The organism is Xanthomonas sp. NCPPB 1062, from assembly GCF_041481705.2.
Classification (GTDB): domain Bacteria; phylum Pseudomonadota; class Gammaproteobacteria; order Xanthomonadales; family Xanthomonadaceae; genus Xanthomonas; species Xanthomonas euvesicatoria.
Genome location: NZ_CM192987.1, coordinates 4480056 through 4497611, shown reverse-complemented (window position 1 = coordinate 4497611; position 17556 = coordinate 4480056). Strand labels below are relative to the sequence as shown.

Below are 17556 nucleotides of genomic sequence, written 5' to 3'. Positions count from 1 at the left end.
CGACGGGCGCCCGGTCGATGCGAGGCGCCCTGCGATGAACACCACGGTCACCATCGTCGCCTGGAGCTTCCTGCTGGCGGGGTTGGGCTTGTTGACCGGTGCGGCGCTGCTGCCGGATCAGGCGCGCTGGATCTTGTTGCTGCTGGGCGTGACGTTCGGCGGCGTGGGTGGTGGCATCCTCGGCTATCGCGTCTGGCATGCGCGCCGTGCTGCGTGGTTGCGCCGGCATGGCACGGTGGTGGAGGCGCGTTTTGTGTGCGTTGAACGCAATGCGTCTTTGCAGGTTAACGGCGTGCACCCGTTCCGTATCCTGGCCCATCGCCACGACCGCACGCACGACACCTTGACCGAGTATCGCAGCGATAATCTGTGGGTCGATCCGCAGCCGTTTATGGCCGATGGACAACTGCTGCGGGTGTTCGTCGATCCGCAGCGTCCATTGCGTTACCACCTTGACCTGAGCTTCCTGCCGACGCTGCGCAGATGATCGGGCTGGCTTTCCTTCCTTCTTACGGCACTTCTTCATGACCAGTTCCACGCCCGTTGCACCGACCGAAGCCCGCATGGCCGAGATCGTGTTTCCCAATCACACCAACCATCTGGGCACGCTGTTCGGTGGGCAGGCGCTGGCGTGGATGGACAAGGCCGCGTTCCTGGCCGCCTCGCGCTATGCGCGCCGCACCGTGGTGACGGCGCGTTCGGATCAGGTGGATTTCAAGCTGCCGATCCGCCAGGGCCAGATGGTGGAAACCATCGCCCGCGTGGTGTTGGTGGGGCGTAGCTCGATCACGGTGGAAGCGACGTCCCCCCGCTCTGAGTAGCGGCCGGGTTTAGAGTCCGGGGTTGATGATATCGGTGTTGGCCAGCTGTTGGGCATACGCAGATGGCGTCATGCCGCCAATGGCCTTCTTGGGTCGCTCCTCGTTGTATTCGCGTCGCCAGCGTTCGATCTCGGTACGCGCATGCAGCAGGGTTGGGAACCAGTGCTCGTTGAGGCATTCGTCGCGCAGCCGGCCATTGAACGATTCGACGTAGGCGTTCTGGTTTGGCTTGCCAGGCTGGATCAGCCGTAACTGCACGCCACGCGCATGTGCCCAGGCCACCATCGCTTTGCCGCAAAACTCCTTGCCGTTATCTGTGCGGATCACCTGTGGCAAGCCGCGACTGTGCGCCAGCCGATCCAGCACGCGTGTCACGCCATGGCCCGAGATTGCGCGCTCCACCTCGATGGCGATCGCTTCGTGGGTTGCATCGTCCACGATCACCAGACACTTGATCACTCGGCCTTCGGCGCTGCGGTCGAACACGAAATCCATCGACCACACCTGATTGGCCTGCGATGGCCGCAGCAGCGGCTGACGCTCTCCTATCAGCACCTTTTTGCGCTTGCGGCGCCGGACCTGCAGCTGCTGCTCGCGGTACAACCGCTCCACACGCTTGTAGTTCACGATGCGTCCTTCCTGTCGTAATTTGAGATAGATCATCCCCACACCATAACGGCGATGGCGATGCGCCAACGCACAGATGCGTTCGCGCAGTTCGACGTTGCGATCTTCGCGCGGGCAATATCGCAGCGCACTGGCGCTCATGCCGATCACTGCCAACGCACGACGCTCGCTGGCACCACGCCCGATCCACTCGCGCACCAGCATGCGACGCGCCGGTGCGCTCACCACTTTTTTCGCAGTGCATCCTTGATCAGGTCGTTCTCGAACAGCTGCTCGGCCAGCAACTTCTTCAGCCGCGCGTTCTCGGACTCAAGGTCCTTGAGCCGCTTGGCATCGGGCACGCTCATCCCGCCGAACTTGCTGCGCCACAGATAATAGGAAGCCTCGCTGAAGCCATGCCGCCGGCACAGGTCCTTGATCGCCACACCGGCATCAGCTTCGCGCAGGAAGCCGATGATCTGTTCTTCAGAAAAACGCTTCTTCACGTCCAATCTCCTCGAGTTAGGGAATTGGACTCCAAACTGAGGTGCTACTCAAAATCGGGGGGGCGTCGGAAGTGGAACTGATCGCCGAAGACCTGCTCAGCGGCGCGCGCGAGCTGTGCACGCGCGGGCAGTTCGTGATGATCGCGCTTGATGCCGATGGCAAGCCGACTGCGGTGCCGCCGCTGCCGGCAGCCGACTAAGAGCAGCGAATAAGACGACTGCGCTGCGCCATGTGAGCGCAGCCAGTGCTCGGTGCGGTAAGTATCACGTGCACTGCGGTTGCTGCGCTTCATCCACACCCGCCTGACGACCGCTCGCGACGTGGTGTTCGCCGCCGTGAGCGCGCTTACTCCTGCACTTCGCGGTCTTCGCGCTTGGTTTCTTCCATCGCCTCCGGTTCCAGCTCTTCGGCGCTGCGATTGAGTTTGACGAACACACCCCAGGCGATCAGCAGCAGTGCCGCGCAGGAGCCAACGGCAGCCGCGTAAGGCAGCTTGGCTGGGTCGGCATGCATCAGTTCGAAGATCGACACCAGCGTTTCGATTGCCAGCGCGATCACAATGACCACGAAAAAGCGCGACAGATACCGCCGCACGCGCGTCGGGCCGCTGACCTTGACGTCGCGCAGGATCTCTTCTTCGAAGATGGTCTGGCCCAGTTCGAGCGTGACCAGCGCCACCGTCAGCAGGCCGATGGCTTCGAGCACGACGTTGAAACGGTCGCGCACCACCATGTCGCCGCCGGGTGTGAAGCCGTGCCACAACTCCAGCCCGGCCATCGTCACCAGGCCCGCCGCGCACAGCACGAAGAACGCCAGGATCACGAAATGACCGGCACGAAACAGGTGGCTGAGCGCTTTCATCAGTGGCGAGGCGGACGATGGGAAGCAGAGCATCGTGTGCACTGCGTCGTTGCAGCGCGAAGGCTGCGCCAACCCGGCGCACCCTCATCCGGCGCGTTGCGCCACCTTCTCCCGCGAGCGGGAGAAGTGACGTCCCAGAGCAACGCGGTGGAATGGATATGCAGGCCTTTGGCCCATTGCCGTGTAGCGACCCGCATCCTTTGTCCGGCGCTCTTCCCCCGCCTGCGGGGGAAGGTGCCCGAAGGGCGGATGGCGCAGACGGCTCACACGCGCAGGCGGCCCCAGTTGCCCGCCATGATCAACTATGCCGCAACACCTGATACGCCTGCAGGTGCACATTGGCCGCCATCAGCAGAGGCGCGTTGCGCCCGGTTTCGCGCACGCGCACCAGCATGTCGCCGACGATCTGCGCCACTTCCACGTCCTGGCCGGCTTCCAGGTCGCGCAGCATCGAGGCCTTGAGCGGCGAATCCACCTGCAGCAGCGTTTGCAACGCTTTGGCGCGTGCCGGCTCGGGAATCGATTGCCCGGCCGCATCGGCAGCCCATAGGCATTCGTTGTACAGGCCGTTGATCAAGGCGCGGCCGTCGTCGGTGGCCACGATCGCGCCGACCGGCGCACGCATCAGGCACGTGGCCGAGGCCAGTGCGGTGAGGAAGCTGTACTTGTTCCACTGCTCCTGCGCAATCTGGGTGCTGGCCACGTAGTCGATGCTGGCCTGCGCGCAGGCGGCGGCAAATGCCTGCACCCGGGTCGAATGTGCGTCACCGCTACGCTCGCCGAAGGTGATCGCCGCCGGCTTGCCAAGGTGCACAATCTCGCCGTGCTCGCCCTTGGTCGCGCTGATGAAGCACAGCCCGCCCAGTACCCGCGCGGCGCCGAAGCGCTCGTCCAGGGCCGCGTAATGGCGCAGCCCGTTGAGGATGGGCAACACCGTGGTGTGCTCGCCCACCGCCGGCGCAATCGCCTCGATCGCGCTGTCCAGGTCGTAGGCCTTGCAGCTCAAGATCACCAGATCGAACGGCCGCTGCGCCACCAATGCCGGCAAGTCCTGCGCGGTGACATGCGCCACCTGCAGATCGGCATCGCCCAGCGGGCTGCGGATGCGCAAGCCGTCGGCCTGCAGCTGCGCCGCACGCGCTTCGCGCACCAGGAAGGTGGCATCCACGCCGGCCTGCGCCAGACGCCCGCCGAAATACCCGCCGGTACCGCCGGCGCCCAGGATCAGGATGCGCATGGCCATCAGCTCCGCAGCCCCACACCCCGCCGCAGCAACCACAGCGCCAGCGCGCTGAGCACGGCGACAAAGCCCAGCATCAGTGCGTAGGCGACCCAGATCGGCACGTCCGAGCTACCGAGCAGGCCGTAGCGGAACGCGTTGACCATGTAGAAGATCGGGTTGGCGTGAGTGGCCGCTTCGGCCCAGCCGGGCAGCAGTTTCACCGAGTAGAACACGCCACCCAGGTAGGTCAGCGGGGTCAGGATGAAGGTGGGCACGATCGCCACGTCGTCGAACTTCTTGGCGTAGACCGCATTGACGAAGCCGGCCAGCGAGAAGATGGTCGCGCCCAGCAGCACCGTGGTCAGCGTGACCAGTGGATGCGGGATCCGCACCGGGGTGAAGAACATCGCGATGATCAGCACGATCGCCCCGACCATCACCCCGCGCAGCACCGCGCCGGACACGTAGCCCCACAGGATCACCCAATTGGGCATCGGGCTCACCAGCAGTTCTTCGACGTGGCGGCCGAACTTGGCGCCGAAGAAGCTCGAAGAGATGTTGCCGTAGCTGTTCTGGATCACGCTCATCATCACCAGGCCCGGCACGATGAATTGCATGTAGCTGTAGCCGCCCATCTCGCCCACGCGCGAGCCGATCAGCCCGCCGAAGATCAAAAAGTACAGCGTCATGGTGATGGCCGGCGGCACCAGGGTCTGGCCCCAGATGCGCAGGATGCGCTGCACTTCGCGGCGCACGATGGTGCCCAGCGCAATCCAGTTGCGTTGGCGGGGTGTGGCGGGCGTGGCGGACATCGACGGCTCCGAAGGACTCATGGGTGGCCTGCCGGGCGCACGGGCGCCGTTGCGGCAGGAGCCGGGGCGGCGACGGTCTCGCCAGGCCCGGTCAGACGAACGAACAATTCTTCCAGCCGGTTGCTCTTGGTACGCATCGAGCGCACGCGGATACCGGCATCGCCCAGCGCGGCGAACACGCGGTTGAGGTCCATCGCGCGCGGCATGTCCAGATCCAGCGTGTGGCCGTCGATGGCGGTGAGCGTGGTGCCTTCGATCACCGGCAACTGCGTGGGCAGCTCACCGTCGATATCGAACAGGAAGCCTTCCACGTCGAGCTTGGCCAGCAGTTCGCGCATCGGCCCCTGGGTGACGATCTGGCCGTGATTGATGATGGCCAGGTTGCGGCACAGGTGCTCGGCCTCTTCCAGGTAATGCGTGGTCAGGATGATCGTGGTGCCGGCGGCGTTGATGTCCTTGAGCACGCGCCACATGTCGCGGCGGATTTCGATATCCACACCGGCGGTGGGTTCATCCAGGATCAGCAGGCGCGGCTGGGTCATCATGGCGCGGGCAATCATCAGCCGGCGCTTCATGCCGCCGGAGAGCGTGCGGCTCATCACCTGGGCCTTCTCCCACAGGTGGGCGCGGCGTAGTTCCACTTCGGCCAGTGCTTGCGCCTGGCTGCGCGGCATGCCGTAAAAGCCGGCGTAATTGACCAGGATGTCGAACGGCTTTTCGAACAGGTTGAAGTTGATTTCCTGCGGCACCAGGCCGATCAGGCGCATCGCATCGCTGCGGTGGGCGACCAGGTCGGTGCCGAACACTTCCACCTGGCCGCCGGACAGGTTCACCAGCGAGCTGATGATGCCGATCAAGGTGGACTTGCCCGCCCCGTTGGGGCCGAGCAGGGCGAAGAAATCGCCTGGCGCCACGTCCAGCGAGACGCCCTTGAGCGCCTGGGTGCCGTTGTCGTAGGTCTTGCGCAGATCGCACACGCGCAGGGCGGGCGCACGGGGAGATGGGGAATTCAAGCCGGGTCCTTCGCGCCAGGGTGACGGCGCAGCGAGTTGCAGCCCGTTATTATAGAAGCCCGTTGGGGCTTGCCCCGATCACAGACTGTCCCAAATACGTTCGTGCCCGTTCAATTCCCCCTCAAGCTTGTCGACCGGCGCATGATTGCGCCCACCGTGGCCCACTGCCAGTTCGTCCGTGACGACGGCCAGCCGCTGGATTTCCAGCCCGGCCAGTTCATCCAGATCCATTTCGACTATGCCGATGGCACGCCGACCAAGCGCAGCTATTCGCTGGCGACCATCCACGATCATGCGCTGGGGCCGGGCGAGGCAGTGGAGATTGCGGTGAGCTTCGTGCCCGGCGGCTCGGCCACGGCCTTGTTCGAAGGCCTGGAGATTGGCGACCAGTTGCAGGCAAGCGGTCCCTACGGGCGCTTTTGCCTGCAGCCGGGCGATCACAACCAGCGTTACGTGCTGATCGCCACCGGCACTGGCGTCACCCCGTACCGCTCGATGCTGCCGCTGCTGGCCGAGGCAATCGCCACCCGCGGTGTGCAGGTGGTGTTGCTGCAGGGCGCACGCACCCCGACCGAGCTGCTGTACGGCGACGACTTCCGCGCGTTTGCCGATGCGCACCCGCAGTTCCGCTACGTGCCGTGCTTCTCGCGCGAAGTGCCCGAGCAGCCGCATGCCGATGTGCGGCACGGTTACGTGCAGCAGCACCTGGCCGAGTTCGCGCCCGATGCCGCGCACGACATCGCCTACCTGTGCGGCAACCCGGACATGGTGGACACCTGCCTGGACGCGCTCAAAGCCGCCGGCCTGCCGAGTGCGCAGATTCGCCGCGAGAAGTACGTCAGCTCCACGCCGCCCAAGGTCTGAGGTGGCATGCAGGCGGCGCGTCGATGCCGCCTGTGTCTGCAGGCGTGCTGTGGCCTGCAGCGTGTGACGCCAAGTTGCTGCGGTTTTAGCCGGCAGCGTCCAGAAGCGCCGGGCGCTGCAGCTCCACCGTGACATGCACCAGTTCTTCATGGATCTGCAGTGCGCGGCGCACCAGCTCCGCATCGATATCGGCTGCAGTGACCAGGCTGACGACGCAGGCATAACGCTCGCTGCCGACCCGCCAGACATGCAGGTCGGCGATGTCGATCGCATGCCCAAGCTCGGCGATGACCTGTTTCACTTCGGCCACCACTGGCGCGTCCATCTCCGCATCCAGCAACACGCTGCCGGTGCTGCGCAGCAGCCCCCAGGCCCAGGCGGTGACCAGCACCGCGCCGACGATGCCCATGAGCGGGTCCAGCCAGGTCACGCCCCAGTGCATGCCGGCCACCAGTGCGACGATGGCGAGCACCGAGGTCGCGGCATCGGCCACCACGTGCAGATACGCCGCGCGCAGATTCAGATCGCTGTGCGCCTCCTGGCCATGACCATGACCCTCGTGCGTGTGCGCATGTCCGTGACTGTCATGCGCGTGCACGTGACCATGGTGATGACCGTGCGCATGCCCATGCGAGTCGCGCAACCACCATGCGCAGATCAGATTGACCAGCAGGCCGATCAGCGCAATCACGGTGGCCTCCTGATACTGGATGGGCTTGGGCGTGAACAAGCGTTCCACCGACTGGAATGCCATCAGCGCGGCAACCCCCAGCAACAGGACCGCGCTGGTGTAACCGCCCAGCACCTCCACCTTCCAGGTGCCGAAGGTGAAGCGCACATCGCCGGCATGCTGCCGCGCAAAGCGGTAGGCGAACAACGCCAGTCCCAGCGCCAACGCGTGCGAGCTCATGTGCCAGCCGTCGGCGAGCAGGGCCATGGAATTGAGCGTCCAACCGCCCACGATCTCCACCGCCATCATGAGCACGGTCAGGATCACCGCCTTGCGGGTGCTGCGCTCGGCGAGCGGGTTGGCGCTGGCAAAGGTATGCGACTGCGCGCAATGCGGCGCAGCGTGCGTGGTCGACATCGGCGGTAGCTCTGGCTAAGGTACCCCCAGAGGGTATCCTAAATACCCCCAGGGGGTATATGGCGTGGCACATCTCAATCAGGACAAATCGAAACTGCTCGCGCGCGTGCGCAGGATCCGCGGGCAGGTGGAAGGGCTGGAAAAAGCCCTGGCGCAAGACGTGGACTGCACCGCGTTGCTGACCCAGGTGGCCGCATTTCGCGGCGCGGCGCAGGGCTTGATGGTCGAGTTGCTCAGCGAGCACCTGAAGCATCACGTGGCCGCGCCGGATGCATTGGGTGAGCGTGAGCTGGCAGTGGATGACATCACGGCCATCCTCAAGACCTATCTGAAGTAAGCGCGGCCGATACACCATTGCGCTCACTCTCGGCCGGTTATGGTCCAGGCGCGCGGGACGGCCTGCATGGGCGTGTCGCGCGCCGTCGTCCTGATGCGCGGCACCCTGGCGCTTGCAGTCAGTGCGCCGCCGGCTCCAGCGTCAGCAGCACCACATCGTTGCTGCGCATCGGCACCGCGATGGCAACCACGCCATCGGCGCCCACACGCACACGACGGTCCTGTTCGGGCGCATCGCGCGTGGCCTGTTGCAACTGCGTCAACTGACGCGGCGCAAGCGCCTTGGGCATGCCCATCTCGATATACAGCGATAGGGGGTCGTTGCGCCGATAGCCGGTCCTGCGCACCTGCAACCGGTAGGTGCCGGCAGGCACGTGGATCATGCGCATCTGCAACGGTGCGCTATCGGTGGCGGGCACCTGTTTGGTGTAGAACGGCGTATTGCTCACCGCCTGCACGGGCTGCTGCCAATCCCACACCAGCGCGGCGACACGCGTGCCGTCCACTGCGGCGAGGGAGTGTGCGTCGCTCAGCGGCACATCGCGGCCCTTGAGTGCATTCAAATATTTGTAGGCGAACCAGGCCGGCTTGCGAATGCCTTCGCGGTTCATCAGCCCGAATCCGCCGTGGAAGGGCGTGGGCGGTGGGCCGGGTTCTTCGAACAGATCGGTATAGGTCCAGTAACTCATGCCCTGCACCAGGCCTTGCACCTGCTTGAGCTTGGTCAGGATGTACGGCGCGCTGATGTAACTGTCGTGGACGAAATCGCGCGGCGTATAGCTGCTGCTCCACTCGGTGAAGTACAGCGGCAGGTCCGGAAACGGCGAGGCCTGGATCTGTGCGCGCACGCGCCGCACATCGCCGACGATGGCATCCGGCGACGCAGACAGCTTGGTGTCCTGGTTGCCGTCTTCATCGAGAAACCCGCCATCCACGCCATAGGTATGTGTCGTGACGAAATCGATCGGCAGCTTGTTGGTGGCGACAAAGGCCAGTAACTCGGGCACCCAGGCGGCGCCTGCCGTGGATGGACCGCCGACGCGCAGTTGCGGGTCGATCGCCTTGATGGTGCGCGCCGTGTTCGCATACAGATCGAAGTACGCCTGCTGGTCGGCGTTCTCCCAGAAATCCTTCAGATTGGGCTCGTTCCACACTTCGAAATACCACTGGCGCACTTCCTCGGCACCGTAGCGCGCGCGGATGTGGCGCACATACGCATCGATCAACTGCCTCCACTTGGCAGGATCCGGATGCGAGGTGTTGCCCTTCCAGTAGAACAGCGTCTGCTCGGAGGTCTTCATCGCGCTTGGGGTAAAGCCCAGTTCGACGAAGGGGCGAATGCGCTTGGCCAGCAGTGCGTCGTACAACTGGTCCAGCTTGGTCCAGTCGTACACCAGTTTGCCGTCGACCTGTTTGACGGTGCCGAGCACATCATGGAAGACATCGTGGAAGCGGATGTAGCGAAACCCCAACTCCTGCACGGCAGGCAGCAGATGCGCCTGCGTGTCGCTGCGAATCAAGGTGCCGGGAAAATCCGAGCCAACCGACAGGTCGTAGAAACGATCGACCGGCGCACCCGCCGTGGCCAGATCCAGCTGGATCGTGCGCGGCGCTGCGTGCTGCGCCGGTGCAGAAGCCGTCACGCAGCACAGCGCCGCCGCCAACAAGACATGTGAACGCATCGCCGCTCCTGCTGAAGTGCCAGCCGGCAGCCTAACGCATATGCGGCAGACCACTGCCGACACGCAGGGTGATGCAGCGAGGCCAACAACACTGCTGGGCAGCCGCCATGCGAACGCGGCCGCGGCTCGGCATCGGCATGTGCCGTGCGTACGCTGCGGCGGCTGTGTGTCGTCTGTCTTACCTGCCGACGTCCCGCGACGGGTGTTCGCCGCTTAGGCCAGGCAATGACGGCGGACGCAAAAAAAACCGCATTCGAATGTGTAAAGGGTGCTTGACAGCAAGCGCCAGTGGGCGCATCTTGCCTGTCAAGCGTACTTGACAGGCGACTGAGATGCGGCGGCAGCATAGGCACATGGAATGCAGGCATCACCGCGCAACGCGATGCGCTGTGCGCACGGTCGCCGGGCGTGCGCGCAGCGATCGGGCAGCGCGTCATGGCTTCGCCGAGGCCGTGTGATGACTAGCTGCAAAGGCAAGGCGCTGCTGGTGTTCTGCGTGGGGCTGATCTTCCTCGGCATTGGGCTGCTTGGTCTGTGGCACGTGCTGCCGTTGAACAACTACCTAGCCGGGGTCAGTGCCGGTATTGGTGGCTCATGCATGCTGCTGTCGGTGCCGATGTGGCTGGCGCGCGGCAATCCGCGCGATAGCACCCGTCCGGCGTTGGCGCGGCGGTACTACCGCGAATTCGGCATCCCGATGCTGTTGTACGTGCTGGTGATGCTGTTCTGGCGCTATCTGCTCGGGCATGTCGGGCCGCACTGGGCGCGCGTATTGATCGCCCTGCTGCCGGCGGTGCTGGTGGTACTGGTCATTCGTGCGGTGGCGCGTTACGTGCGCGATTCGGACGAGATGCAACGACGGATCGAGCTGGAAGCGATCGCCATTGCCGCCGGCCTGGTCAGCGGTGCGTACATGACGGCCGGATTTCTGCAGGCCGCCGCGCTGATCGATGTTCCGGCGAGCGCGGCGATGCTGTGGGTGTTTCCGTTGCTGTGCGCCATCTACGGCATCACCAAAAGCATCCACGCGCGTCGTTTTGAATGAATAGCCGCGTGCGCGAATTGCGCGAGGCCAATGGGTGGTCGCAAGGGGAACTCGGCGAACGGCTGGGTGTGTCGCGGCAGACGATCAACGCGCTGGAAACCGGCAAGTACGATCCCAGCCTGCCGTTGGCGTTTCGGATCGCACGCCTGTTTGGGGAATCGATCGAGCACGTTTTTCTTTACGAAGACGGGCAGTAACGGTCACGTGTGGCCGCATGCAGCGTCAGGGGACAGGCAATGCCAGGAGACGGGATGACGATGGTCAAGCAATCCACGATGGTGGCGGCAGTGCTGATGGCGATGCTGGCTGCCGGATGCCAGCGCGCCGCAGCGCCGGCCGCAGCAAACGACGTTGCAGCAAAATCCACCGCGACAGCACCGGGTGCGACTGCGCAGCAGTCCGCCTCAAAAATGCCGCCCGGCACTGCCGCGGGCAATCGTTACGGCACGCTGCTGTTCACCCCGTGCACGCTGAGCGCTGGTGGTGCTGCCGGCAACATCGAAGCGCAATGCGCGAGCCTGCGCGTGCCTGAAAATCCGGCCGTGCCGAGCGGGCGCAGCATCGGGTTGAAGATTGCCTGGCTGGAAAGCGAAGCCGGCGCCGGCAGCACGCCGGACCCGGTGTTCTTCATCGCCGGTGGGCCGGGGCAATCGGCCACTGAGGTCGCGGCGATCGTGGACATGGGCCTGCACGAAGTGCGCAAGCAGCGCGACATCTTTCTGGTCGATCAGCGCGGCACCGGCGGTTCGCATCCACTGGAGTGTCGCGACGCGGCGGGCAAGCCGCTGGCGCTGGAGAACAGCAGCCAGGCCTCCGCCGAGCAATTGACTGCGTATGCGGCCCGATGTGCCGACGGTTTGCGCAACGACGCCGACCCGCGCTACTACACCACCAGCGAAGCCATCGGCGATCTGGATGCGGTCCGCGCAGCGCTGGGCGTGCAGACGCTGAATCTGATCGGTGCCTCGTACGGCACGCGCGTGGCGCAGCACTACGCCGCGCGTTATCCGCAGCACACGCGCAGCGTGGTGATCGATGGCGTGGCGCCGAACGATCTGGTGATCGGCGGCGAGTTCGCGCGCACCTTCGAAGATGCGATCGCGCTGCAGTCTGCGCAATGCCGCCAGCAGCCTGCATGCGCCAGGCGCTTTCCAGTCGATACCGCCACGCAGTTGCGCCAGGTGGTCGAGCGGCTGCGGCAGGCACCGGTGGCGGTGGACTACCGCGACCCGCGCACCGGTGGCTTACGCCACGAGCAGGTCACTGCCGACACCGTGGCCGGCCTGGCGTTCGGTTTCTCGTATGCGCCGGAAACCGCATCGTTGCTGCCGTTGGTGCTGGACGAAGCTGCCGCAGGCCGTTACGCCTCGTTGATGGCCTTGGCGCAGATGAGCGCATCGGGCATGTCCGATCAGATGAATCGCCTGATGCAATGGTCGGTGTTGTGCAGCGAAGATGCCGGGCGTTATCACCCACCCGCACACCAGGACACCACGTTGCTGGGCAACGAGGTCGCCGAGATGTTCTTCGCACCGTGCAAGGTGTGGCCGTCCAAGCCGGCGCCGGCCGCCGCAAGCGCGCCGTTCCGCTCCACCTTGCCGGTGTTGCTGCTCTCCGGCGCGCTCGACCCGGTCACGCCGCCACGCTACGCCGAGCGCGTGCTGCAGGGGCTGCCCAACGGCCGGCATGTGATCGCGCCCGGGCAGGGGCATGGCGTGTTCCGGCTGGGCTGCATGCCCAAGGTGCTGAGCCAGTTCATGCAGACCGCCGATGCCAAGGCGCTGGATACCACCTGCGTTGCCAGCCTCAACACCGTGCCTGCCTTCACCTCGTTCAACGGATGGGAACCATGAGTCGCATCGACCACGCCACGGAGGCGCTCGCATGATCGTCGTCGACACCCTGCATAAGTCGTTCAAGACCAAGACCGGTCTGGTGAAAGCCGTCGACGGGGTCAGCTTCAGCGCTGCCGACGGCCAGATCACCGGGCTGCTCGGCCCCAATGGCGCCGGCAAGACCACCACTTTGCGCATGCTCTACACGTTGATGACGCCCGACCAGGGCAGCGTCACGGTCGATGGCGTGGATGCCGCCCGCGACCCGGTGACGGTGCGCCGCGCACTCGGGGTGTTGCCGGACGCACGCGGCGTCTACAAGCGTCTGACCGCACGCGAGAACATCGCCTACTTCGGCCAGTTGCATGGCCTGTCGCGCAGCCAGATCGCGCAGCGCACGCACCTGCTGGCCAGCGCGTTGGACATGGACGATATTCTCGACCGCCAGACCGAAGGCTTCAGCCAGGGCCAGCGCACCAAGACCGCGATTGCGCGGGCATTGGTGCACGATCCACGCAACGTGATCCTGGACGAGCCCACCAACGGACTAGACGTGATGACCACCCGCGCCATGCGCGGCTTCCTGCAGCAGCTGCGTGCGGAGGGGCGCTGCGTGATTTTTTCCAGCCACATCATGCAAGAGGTCGCCGCACTGTGCGACCGCATCGTCATCATCGCCAAGGGCAAGGTGGTGGCGTCCGGCAGCGCCGACGAACTGCGCGCTGCCACCGGTGAACACAACCTGGAAGACGCCTTCGTCAAGGCGATCGGTTCGGACGAGGGACTGCACGCATGAGCACCACATCGTTGTTGTCCACGCTGTGGACCGTGCTGCGCAAGGAATTGCGCGACATCTCGCGCGACCGGCGCACCCTGGCATTGGCGTTGCTGTTGTCGCCGCTGCTGTACCCGATCCTGATCCTGGGCATGGGCGCGTTGAGCGAAAGCCGCGTGCGCACGCAGATCGACAAGCCGCTGGAGATCCCCACGCTCGGGCGCAGCAACGCACCGAATCTGGTGCGATTCCTGGCCGCGCAGGGGCTCAATGCCGTGGATGCGCCAGCCGATCTGACCGCGGCCATTCGCAACCAGGATGTGGATGTGGCACTGCGCATCAGCGACAGCTACGCCGAGGATTGGCGCGAAGGCCGGCCGGCGCTGGTGGAGATCATCAAGGACAGCACCCGCCGCGAGGCCGATGTGCCGAGCATGCGCTTGCAGGCCGCGCTCACCGGCTACAGCCAGCAGGTCGGCGCATTGCGGCTGCTGGCGCGCGGTATCGATGCGCAGGTGTCCAGGCCCCTGGAAGTGGCCGCGCAAGACCTGGCCACTGCCGAAGCCAAGCGCGGCCAGATGATGGCGATGCTGCTGCCGGTGTTGCTGGTGATCACCTCGTTTCTGGGCGGCGCCTCGTTGATTCTGGACGCCACCGCCGGCGAGCGCGAACGCCAGTCGCTGGAGCCGTTGCTGGCCACGCCTGCGCCGCGTAGCGCCATCGTCAGCGGCAAGATCGCCGCGGCCTGCGTGATCGGCATGGTGTCGCTGTTGCTCACCTTGCTGGCCTTCAAGCTGAGCGCGCAGCTCTCCACATCCAACCTGGGCCGCCAGCTCAACGTCGGCTTCGTGCCGATGCTGCAGATGCTCTTCATCCTGGTCCCGATGCTGTTTGTCGGCACTTCGCTGCTGACCTATCTGGCCGCCGCGGCCAAGAGCATGAAGGAAGCGCAGGCGCACATGACCTGGTTGCTGCTGCTGCCGATGCTGCCGGGCTACGCCTTGATGGCCTATCCGCTGAAGACGCAGCTGTGGCATTTTTCGGTGCCGTTTCTGGCGCAGAACCAGATGCTGTTGAAGGTGATCCGCCACGAGACCATCAACCTGCAGACCTGGGCGGTGTATCTGCTGGCCGGTTTCGGGGTGGCGGCATTGCTGTGGTATGCCGCAGTGCGCCGGTATCACCAGGAGCGTCTGGCGATTTCGGGCTGAGGGTATTGGGTGGCGGCTGTTTGCGGCAAGTTCCGGCGGCACCCTGCAACGCGCAACACCAGAGTTGCACCACCGCTACAACGCACCACCGCCACAACGCAAAAGCCCGCATCGCTGCGGGCTTTTGCGTTTCCATGTCATCAACGACGCGGGCATCAATCGCCCGGATTGAACGACAGCGTACGCCGCGTGGTCACCGGTGCGGCCACCGGCTCGAAGCGCCAGCGCTTGACCGCGTTGAGGGCTTCGCGGTCGAACACGCGCGGCGGGTTGGCGCGCAGCACACGCGAGGCGGTGATCGAGCCGTCGGTACCGACCGTGAGTTCCACCAGCACTTCGCCCGAGGTCCCCGAGCGCAGGGCTTCGGCGGGGTAGCGCGGCGCCGGGGTGCTGATCGGACGCAGCGACTGCGCGGCCGGTGCGGCTGCAGCGGCGGCTGCCGGCGCCGGACGCGGTGCCGCCGGTGTGGGTGCCGGCGCTTCGGCCTGACGCCGCGCAGCGGCCTGGCGCTCGGCCTCGGCGGTCTGCTGGCGGGCCGCTTCCTGCTGGGCGGCAATCTGCTGGGCAGCGGCGGCCTCGCGGCTCTGCTGCTCGGCCAGACGCTTCTGCTCGGCCGCCTGCTTGGCCTTGTCCTCGACCTGCTTCTTGGCCAGCTCGGCATCCTGCTCGGAGCGGTTGGCAGCGGTCTTCATGCCCGTTTCCAGGCCGCTCTTCAGGCGCGGCAATGCCGGTGCCTGCGGGTCGACCTTCTCGATCAACGCGATCAAGCGCTGCGCTTCGGGAAATTCTTCGCGGCTGATGCCTTGTTCGGCGGCGATCAGGGTATAGGGAAGCAGATCGGTCAGCGCGCTGTTGACGGTGGCATCCTGCGGCTGCTTCTCGCGCAAGGCCAGGTAGTACTCCACCGCGTTGTCGCCGGCCGGGGCGTACATGCGGTTGTCCTGCAGCGCTTTGGTGGCCGATTCGCGCAATTGTTCGGCAGCCATCGACTGCACCTGCGGCGAGACCGCCGTGGCCGGCGTGGGTGCCGTTGCCGCCGGTGTGGTGCCGGTCGCCGGCGTGGTGGTGGCGGCCTTGTCTTCCTGCTTGGAGCAGGCGGCCAGGCCCACCAGCAAAATGACCGGCGCGATCCGGCGTGCCATACGGCCCTGTGTCAGATCCAACATGCGTCCCCCTTACCCCGAGTGCGAAAGATAACGTTGCTGCGGCGAGCGCCGGCCATTGTTCCCGCAATGGACGGCAATGCCGCAATCTAGCATTGCTGGGGCGGTCTAAGCCAAGGGTTGCGCTGCAGATCGCCGAAATTTATCCCGCCGGGGTCGCCATGACCGGCGGGGCCGGCACGCGAGCGGCCGGTTCGGGCAGCGGCGGGGCAGGGCAGTAGCGCTGCAGGAAGTCCGCGTGCGCAGGCAACCGCACCAGCGCGGCCTCCACCCGGGCGCGGATGGTCTCCAGAAAGCGGCCCAGCTCCGCATCGCCCATCAGGTCGGCCACCGGGTGGTGCTGCTGCGGCACCACGCCCTGGCCCAGCATCACCTGCACCCACGAGTTCTCGGCGAACAGCTCGTTGGCCTGATGGAAGACCCGCCCGCTCTGGCGGAACAACTCCACCCGGTGGCGCAGCGAATCGGGGATGTCCATGGCCGCGCAGTCGCGCCAGAACGGCGTGTCGCGGCGATCGGTGGCGTGGTAGTGCAGGATCACGAAATCCCGGATGTGGGTGATCTCCTGGGCCGCCTGACGGTTGTACTCGGCGATGTCGGCAACGTTGATGACCTGCGGAAAGGTCTGCAGCAGGCGGATGATGCCGCGCTGGATCAGATGGATGTTGGTCGATTCCAGCGGCTCCAGGAATCCGCTTGCCAGGCCCAGCGCCACGCAGTTCTTCTCCCACACGCGGTGGCGCTGGTTGGGCGTGAAGCGCAGCGGCCGCGGTTCGGTCAGCGCGCGCCCGGTGAGGTTGCGTTCCAGCACCGCGCGGGCGCCATCCTGGTCCATGTAGCGGCTGGAATACACGATGCCGTTCCCCACCCGGTGCTGCAGCGGAATGCGCCACATCCAGCCGGCCTGGTCGGCGCGCGAACGGGTGTAGGTCACCGGCGGACCCACCGATTCGGTCTGCACCGCCAGCGCGCTGTCGGCGAACAACCAGCGCGACCAATCGTCGCTGCCCACGCCCAGCGTCTTGCCGATCAGCAGGCCGGCAAAGCCGGTGCAATCCAGGAACAGGTCGCCTTCCACCCGCGTGCCGTCCTGCAGCGTCAGTGCGGTGAGAAAGCCGCTTTGCGCATCGGTCTCCACCTGGCCGATGCGGCCTTCGATGCGGGTGACGCCGAAGCCTTCGCTGAAGCGGCGCAGGAAGCGCGCGTACAGCCCGGCGTCCAGGTGGTAGGCGTAATTCATGCCGCCATTGGGCAGGTGCGCGAAGCGGCCTTCCTGCGCCGCACGCAGTTCCAGGCAGTAGTCGCCGAAGTCGCGCGCCACTCCACGCTGGCGCCCCTTCAACCAGAAATGCTGGAACCCGGCGCTCCAGTGGTCGGTTCCGGCATGCCCGAAGGAATGGATGTAATGCTGGTCCACATCACGCCAGTGTTCGAAGGCGATGCCGAGCTTGATGGTGGCCTGGGTGGCGGCCATGAAGGCGGCTTCGTCGATTTCCAGCAAGCGGTGGAAGGTGACCAGGCTGGGGATGGTGGCTTCGCCCACCCCCACCGTGCCGATCTCGTCGGACTCCACCAGGGTGATCTGCAGGTGCCGGCCCAGCAGTTTCGACAGCGCTGCAGCCGCCATCCAGCCGGCCGTGCCGCCACCGGCGATGACGACGCGGCGTACCGGGCGCTGTTGCGGGTCCGAAGGCGTGGTGTCGGGCATGGTCAAAT

Annotated in this window: 17 protein-coding genes and 2 pseudogenes; 10 read left to right on the top strand and 9 right to left on the bottom strand. The window is 65.5% G+C overall.

Going from position 1 to position 17556, the window contains the following annotated elements; genetic code table 11:
- Positions 1-34 precede the first annotated feature (34 nt).
- Both ACCQ16_RS19370 and ACCQ16_RS19365 read left to right on the top strand, forming a co-directional pair.
- The gene (locus ACCQ16_RS19370) at positions 35-487 is read left to right on the top strand and encodes a hypothetical protein (protein WP_218493242.1); all 453 of its coding nucleotides are present in this window, start codon (positions 35-37) and stop codon (positions 485-487) included.
- Between the two features lie 37 nt (positions 488-524).
- Positions 525-797, top strand: a pseudogene (locus ACCQ16_RS19365) (acyl-CoA thioesterase); the annotation flags it as partial.
- Between the two features lie 33 nt (positions 798-830).
- Here ACCQ16_RS19365 and ACCQ16_RS19360 read toward each other — a convergent pair.
- A protein-coding gene (locus ACCQ16_RS19360) for an IS3 family transposase (RefSeq protein ID WP_094030629.1) occupies positions 831-1933 on the bottom strand; the annotation gives its coding sequence in 2 pieces (ribosomal slippage) (positions 831-1675 and positions 1675-1933; 1104 coding nt in all).
- Between the two features lie 68 nt (positions 1934-2001).
- Here ACCQ16_RS19360 and ACCQ16_RS19355 point away from each other — a divergent pair.
- Positions 2002-2133 (top strand): annotated as a pseudogene (locus tag ACCQ16_RS19355) (acyl-CoA thioesterase); the annotation flags it as partial.
- 146 nt (positions 2134-2279) lie between these two features.
- On the opposite strand, the gene ACCQ16_RS19350 reads toward ACCQ16_RS19355, so the two are convergent.
- From ACCQ16_RS19350 to ACCQ16_RS19335, 4 genes are all read right to left on the bottom strand, one after another.
- Positions 2280-2795, bottom strand: coding sequence for a hypothetical protein (locus tag ACCQ16_RS19350; RefSeq protein WP_029820668.1), 516 nt, complete (start codon positions 2793-2795; stop codon positions 2280-2282).
- A gap of 298 nt (positions 2796-3093) precedes the next feature.
- Positions 3094-4038 carry a 2-dehydropantoate 2-reductase gene (gene panE, locus ACCQ16_RS19345; protein ID WP_218488893.1) on the bottom strand — a complete coding sequence of 315 codons (945 nt, stop codon included), beginning with the start codon at positions 4036-4038 and terminating at the stop codon, positions 3094-3096.
- Entirely contained in the window at positions 4038-4850 is an 813-nt protein-coding gene (locus ACCQ16_RS19340; RefSeq protein ID WP_029820666.1) for an ABC transporter permease, read from the bottom strand. Before ACCQ16_RS19340 ends, panE begins: the two co-directional genes overlap by 1 nt.
- Positions 4847-5842, bottom strand: a complete 996-nt coding sequence (locus ACCQ16_RS19335) for an ABC transporter ATP-binding protein (RefSeq protein ID WP_011348950.1) — start codon at positions 5840-5842, stop codon at positions 4847-4849. Before ACCQ16_RS19335 ends, ACCQ16_RS19340 begins: the two co-directional genes overlap by 4 nt.
- 36 nt (positions 5843-5878) lie before the next feature.
- Between ACCQ16_RS19335 and ACCQ16_RS19330 the strand changes: the two genes are divergently transcribed.
- Positions 5879-6706 (top strand): ferredoxin--NADP reductase, encoded by an 828-nt coding sequence (locus ACCQ16_RS19330; RefSeq protein WP_011348949.1) that lies wholly within the window; start codon positions 5879-5881, stop codon positions 6704-6706.
- A gap of 85 nt (positions 6707-6791) precedes the next feature.
- On the opposite strand, the gene dmeF is transcribed toward ACCQ16_RS19330, so the two are convergent.
- Entirely contained in the window at positions 6792-7793 is a 1002-nt protein-coding gene (dmeF, locus tag ACCQ16_RS19325) for a CDF family Co(II)/Ni(II) efflux transporter DmeF (RefSeq protein ID WP_029820663.1), read from the bottom strand.
- A gap of 64 nt (positions 7794-7857) precedes the next feature.
- On the opposite strand from dmeF, the gene ACCQ16_RS19320 reads away from it, so the two are divergent.
- On the top strand, positions 7858-8130 hold the full coding sequence (locus ACCQ16_RS19320) for a metal/formaldehyde-sensitive transcriptional repressor (protein ID WP_008575145.1): 273 nt from the start codon (positions 7858-7860) through the stop codon (positions 8128-8130).
- A 118-nt stretch (positions 8131-8248) separates the two neighbouring features.
- Here ACCQ16_RS19320 and ACCQ16_RS19315 read toward each other — a convergent pair whose 3' ends face one another.
- Positions 8249-9811 carry a GH39 family glycosyl hydrolase gene (locus ACCQ16_RS19315; protein ID WP_014091362.1) on the bottom strand — a complete coding sequence of 521 codons (1563 nt, stop codon included), beginning with the start codon at positions 9809-9811 and terminating at the stop codon, positions 8249-8251.
- Between the two features lie 457 nt (positions 9812-10268).
- On the opposite strand from ACCQ16_RS19315, the gene ACCQ16_RS19310 reads away from it, so the two are divergent.
- From ACCQ16_RS19310 to ACCQ16_RS19290, 5 genes are read left to right on the top strand one after another with little or no spacing between them, the layout of a single operon-like run.
- The gene (locus tag ACCQ16_RS19310; protein WP_277569654.1) at positions 10269-10856 is read left to right on the top strand and encodes a hypothetical protein; all 588 of its coding nucleotides are present in this window, start codon (positions 10269-10271) and stop codon (positions 10854-10856) included.
- Positions 10853-11053 carry a helix-turn-helix transcriptional regulator gene (locus ACCQ16_RS19305; RefSeq protein ID WP_008575151.1) on the top strand — a complete coding sequence of 67 codons (201 nt, stop codon included), beginning with the start codon at positions 10853-10855 and terminating at the stop codon, positions 11051-11053. The genes ACCQ16_RS19310 and ACCQ16_RS19305 overlap by 4 nt, the downstream gene beginning before the upstream one ends.
- Before the next feature lie 54 nt (positions 11054-11107).
- Complete coding sequence (locus ACCQ16_RS19300) at positions 11108-12709, top strand: alpha/beta hydrolase (protein ID WP_277573271.1); 1602 nt, start codon at positions 11108-11110, stop codon at positions 12707-12709.
- Between the two features lie 31 nt (positions 12710-12740).
- The gene (locus ACCQ16_RS19295; protein WP_014091358.1) at positions 12741-13487 is read left to right on the top strand and encodes an ABC transporter ATP-binding protein; all 747 of its coding nucleotides are present in this window, start codon (positions 12741-12743) and stop codon (positions 13485-13487) included.
- Positions 13484-14677: an ABC transporter permease gene (locus ACCQ16_RS19290; protein WP_014091357.1), complete on the top strand. Its 1194-nt coding sequence runs from the start codon at positions 13484-13486 to the stop codon at positions 14675-14677. Before ACCQ16_RS19295 ends, ACCQ16_RS19290 begins: the two co-directional genes overlap by 4 nt.
- 155 nt (positions 14678-14832) lie before the next feature.
- Here ACCQ16_RS19290 and ACCQ16_RS19285 read toward each other — a convergent pair whose 3' ends face one another.
- Both ACCQ16_RS19285 and ACCQ16_RS19280 read right to left on the bottom strand, forming a co-directional pair.
- Positions 14833-15843, bottom strand: coding sequence for an energy transducer TonB (locus ACCQ16_RS19285; RefSeq protein ID WP_029820660.1), 1011 nt, complete (start codon positions 15841-15843; stop codon positions 14833-14835).
- 139 nt (positions 15844-15982) lie between these two features.
- The gene (locus tag ACCQ16_RS19280) at positions 15983-17548 is read right to left on the bottom strand and encodes a tryptophan halogenase family protein (protein WP_011348942.1); all 1566 of its coding nucleotides are present in this window, start codon (positions 17546-17548) and stop codon (positions 15983-15985) included.
- Positions 17549-17556: the final 8 nt, after the last annotated feature.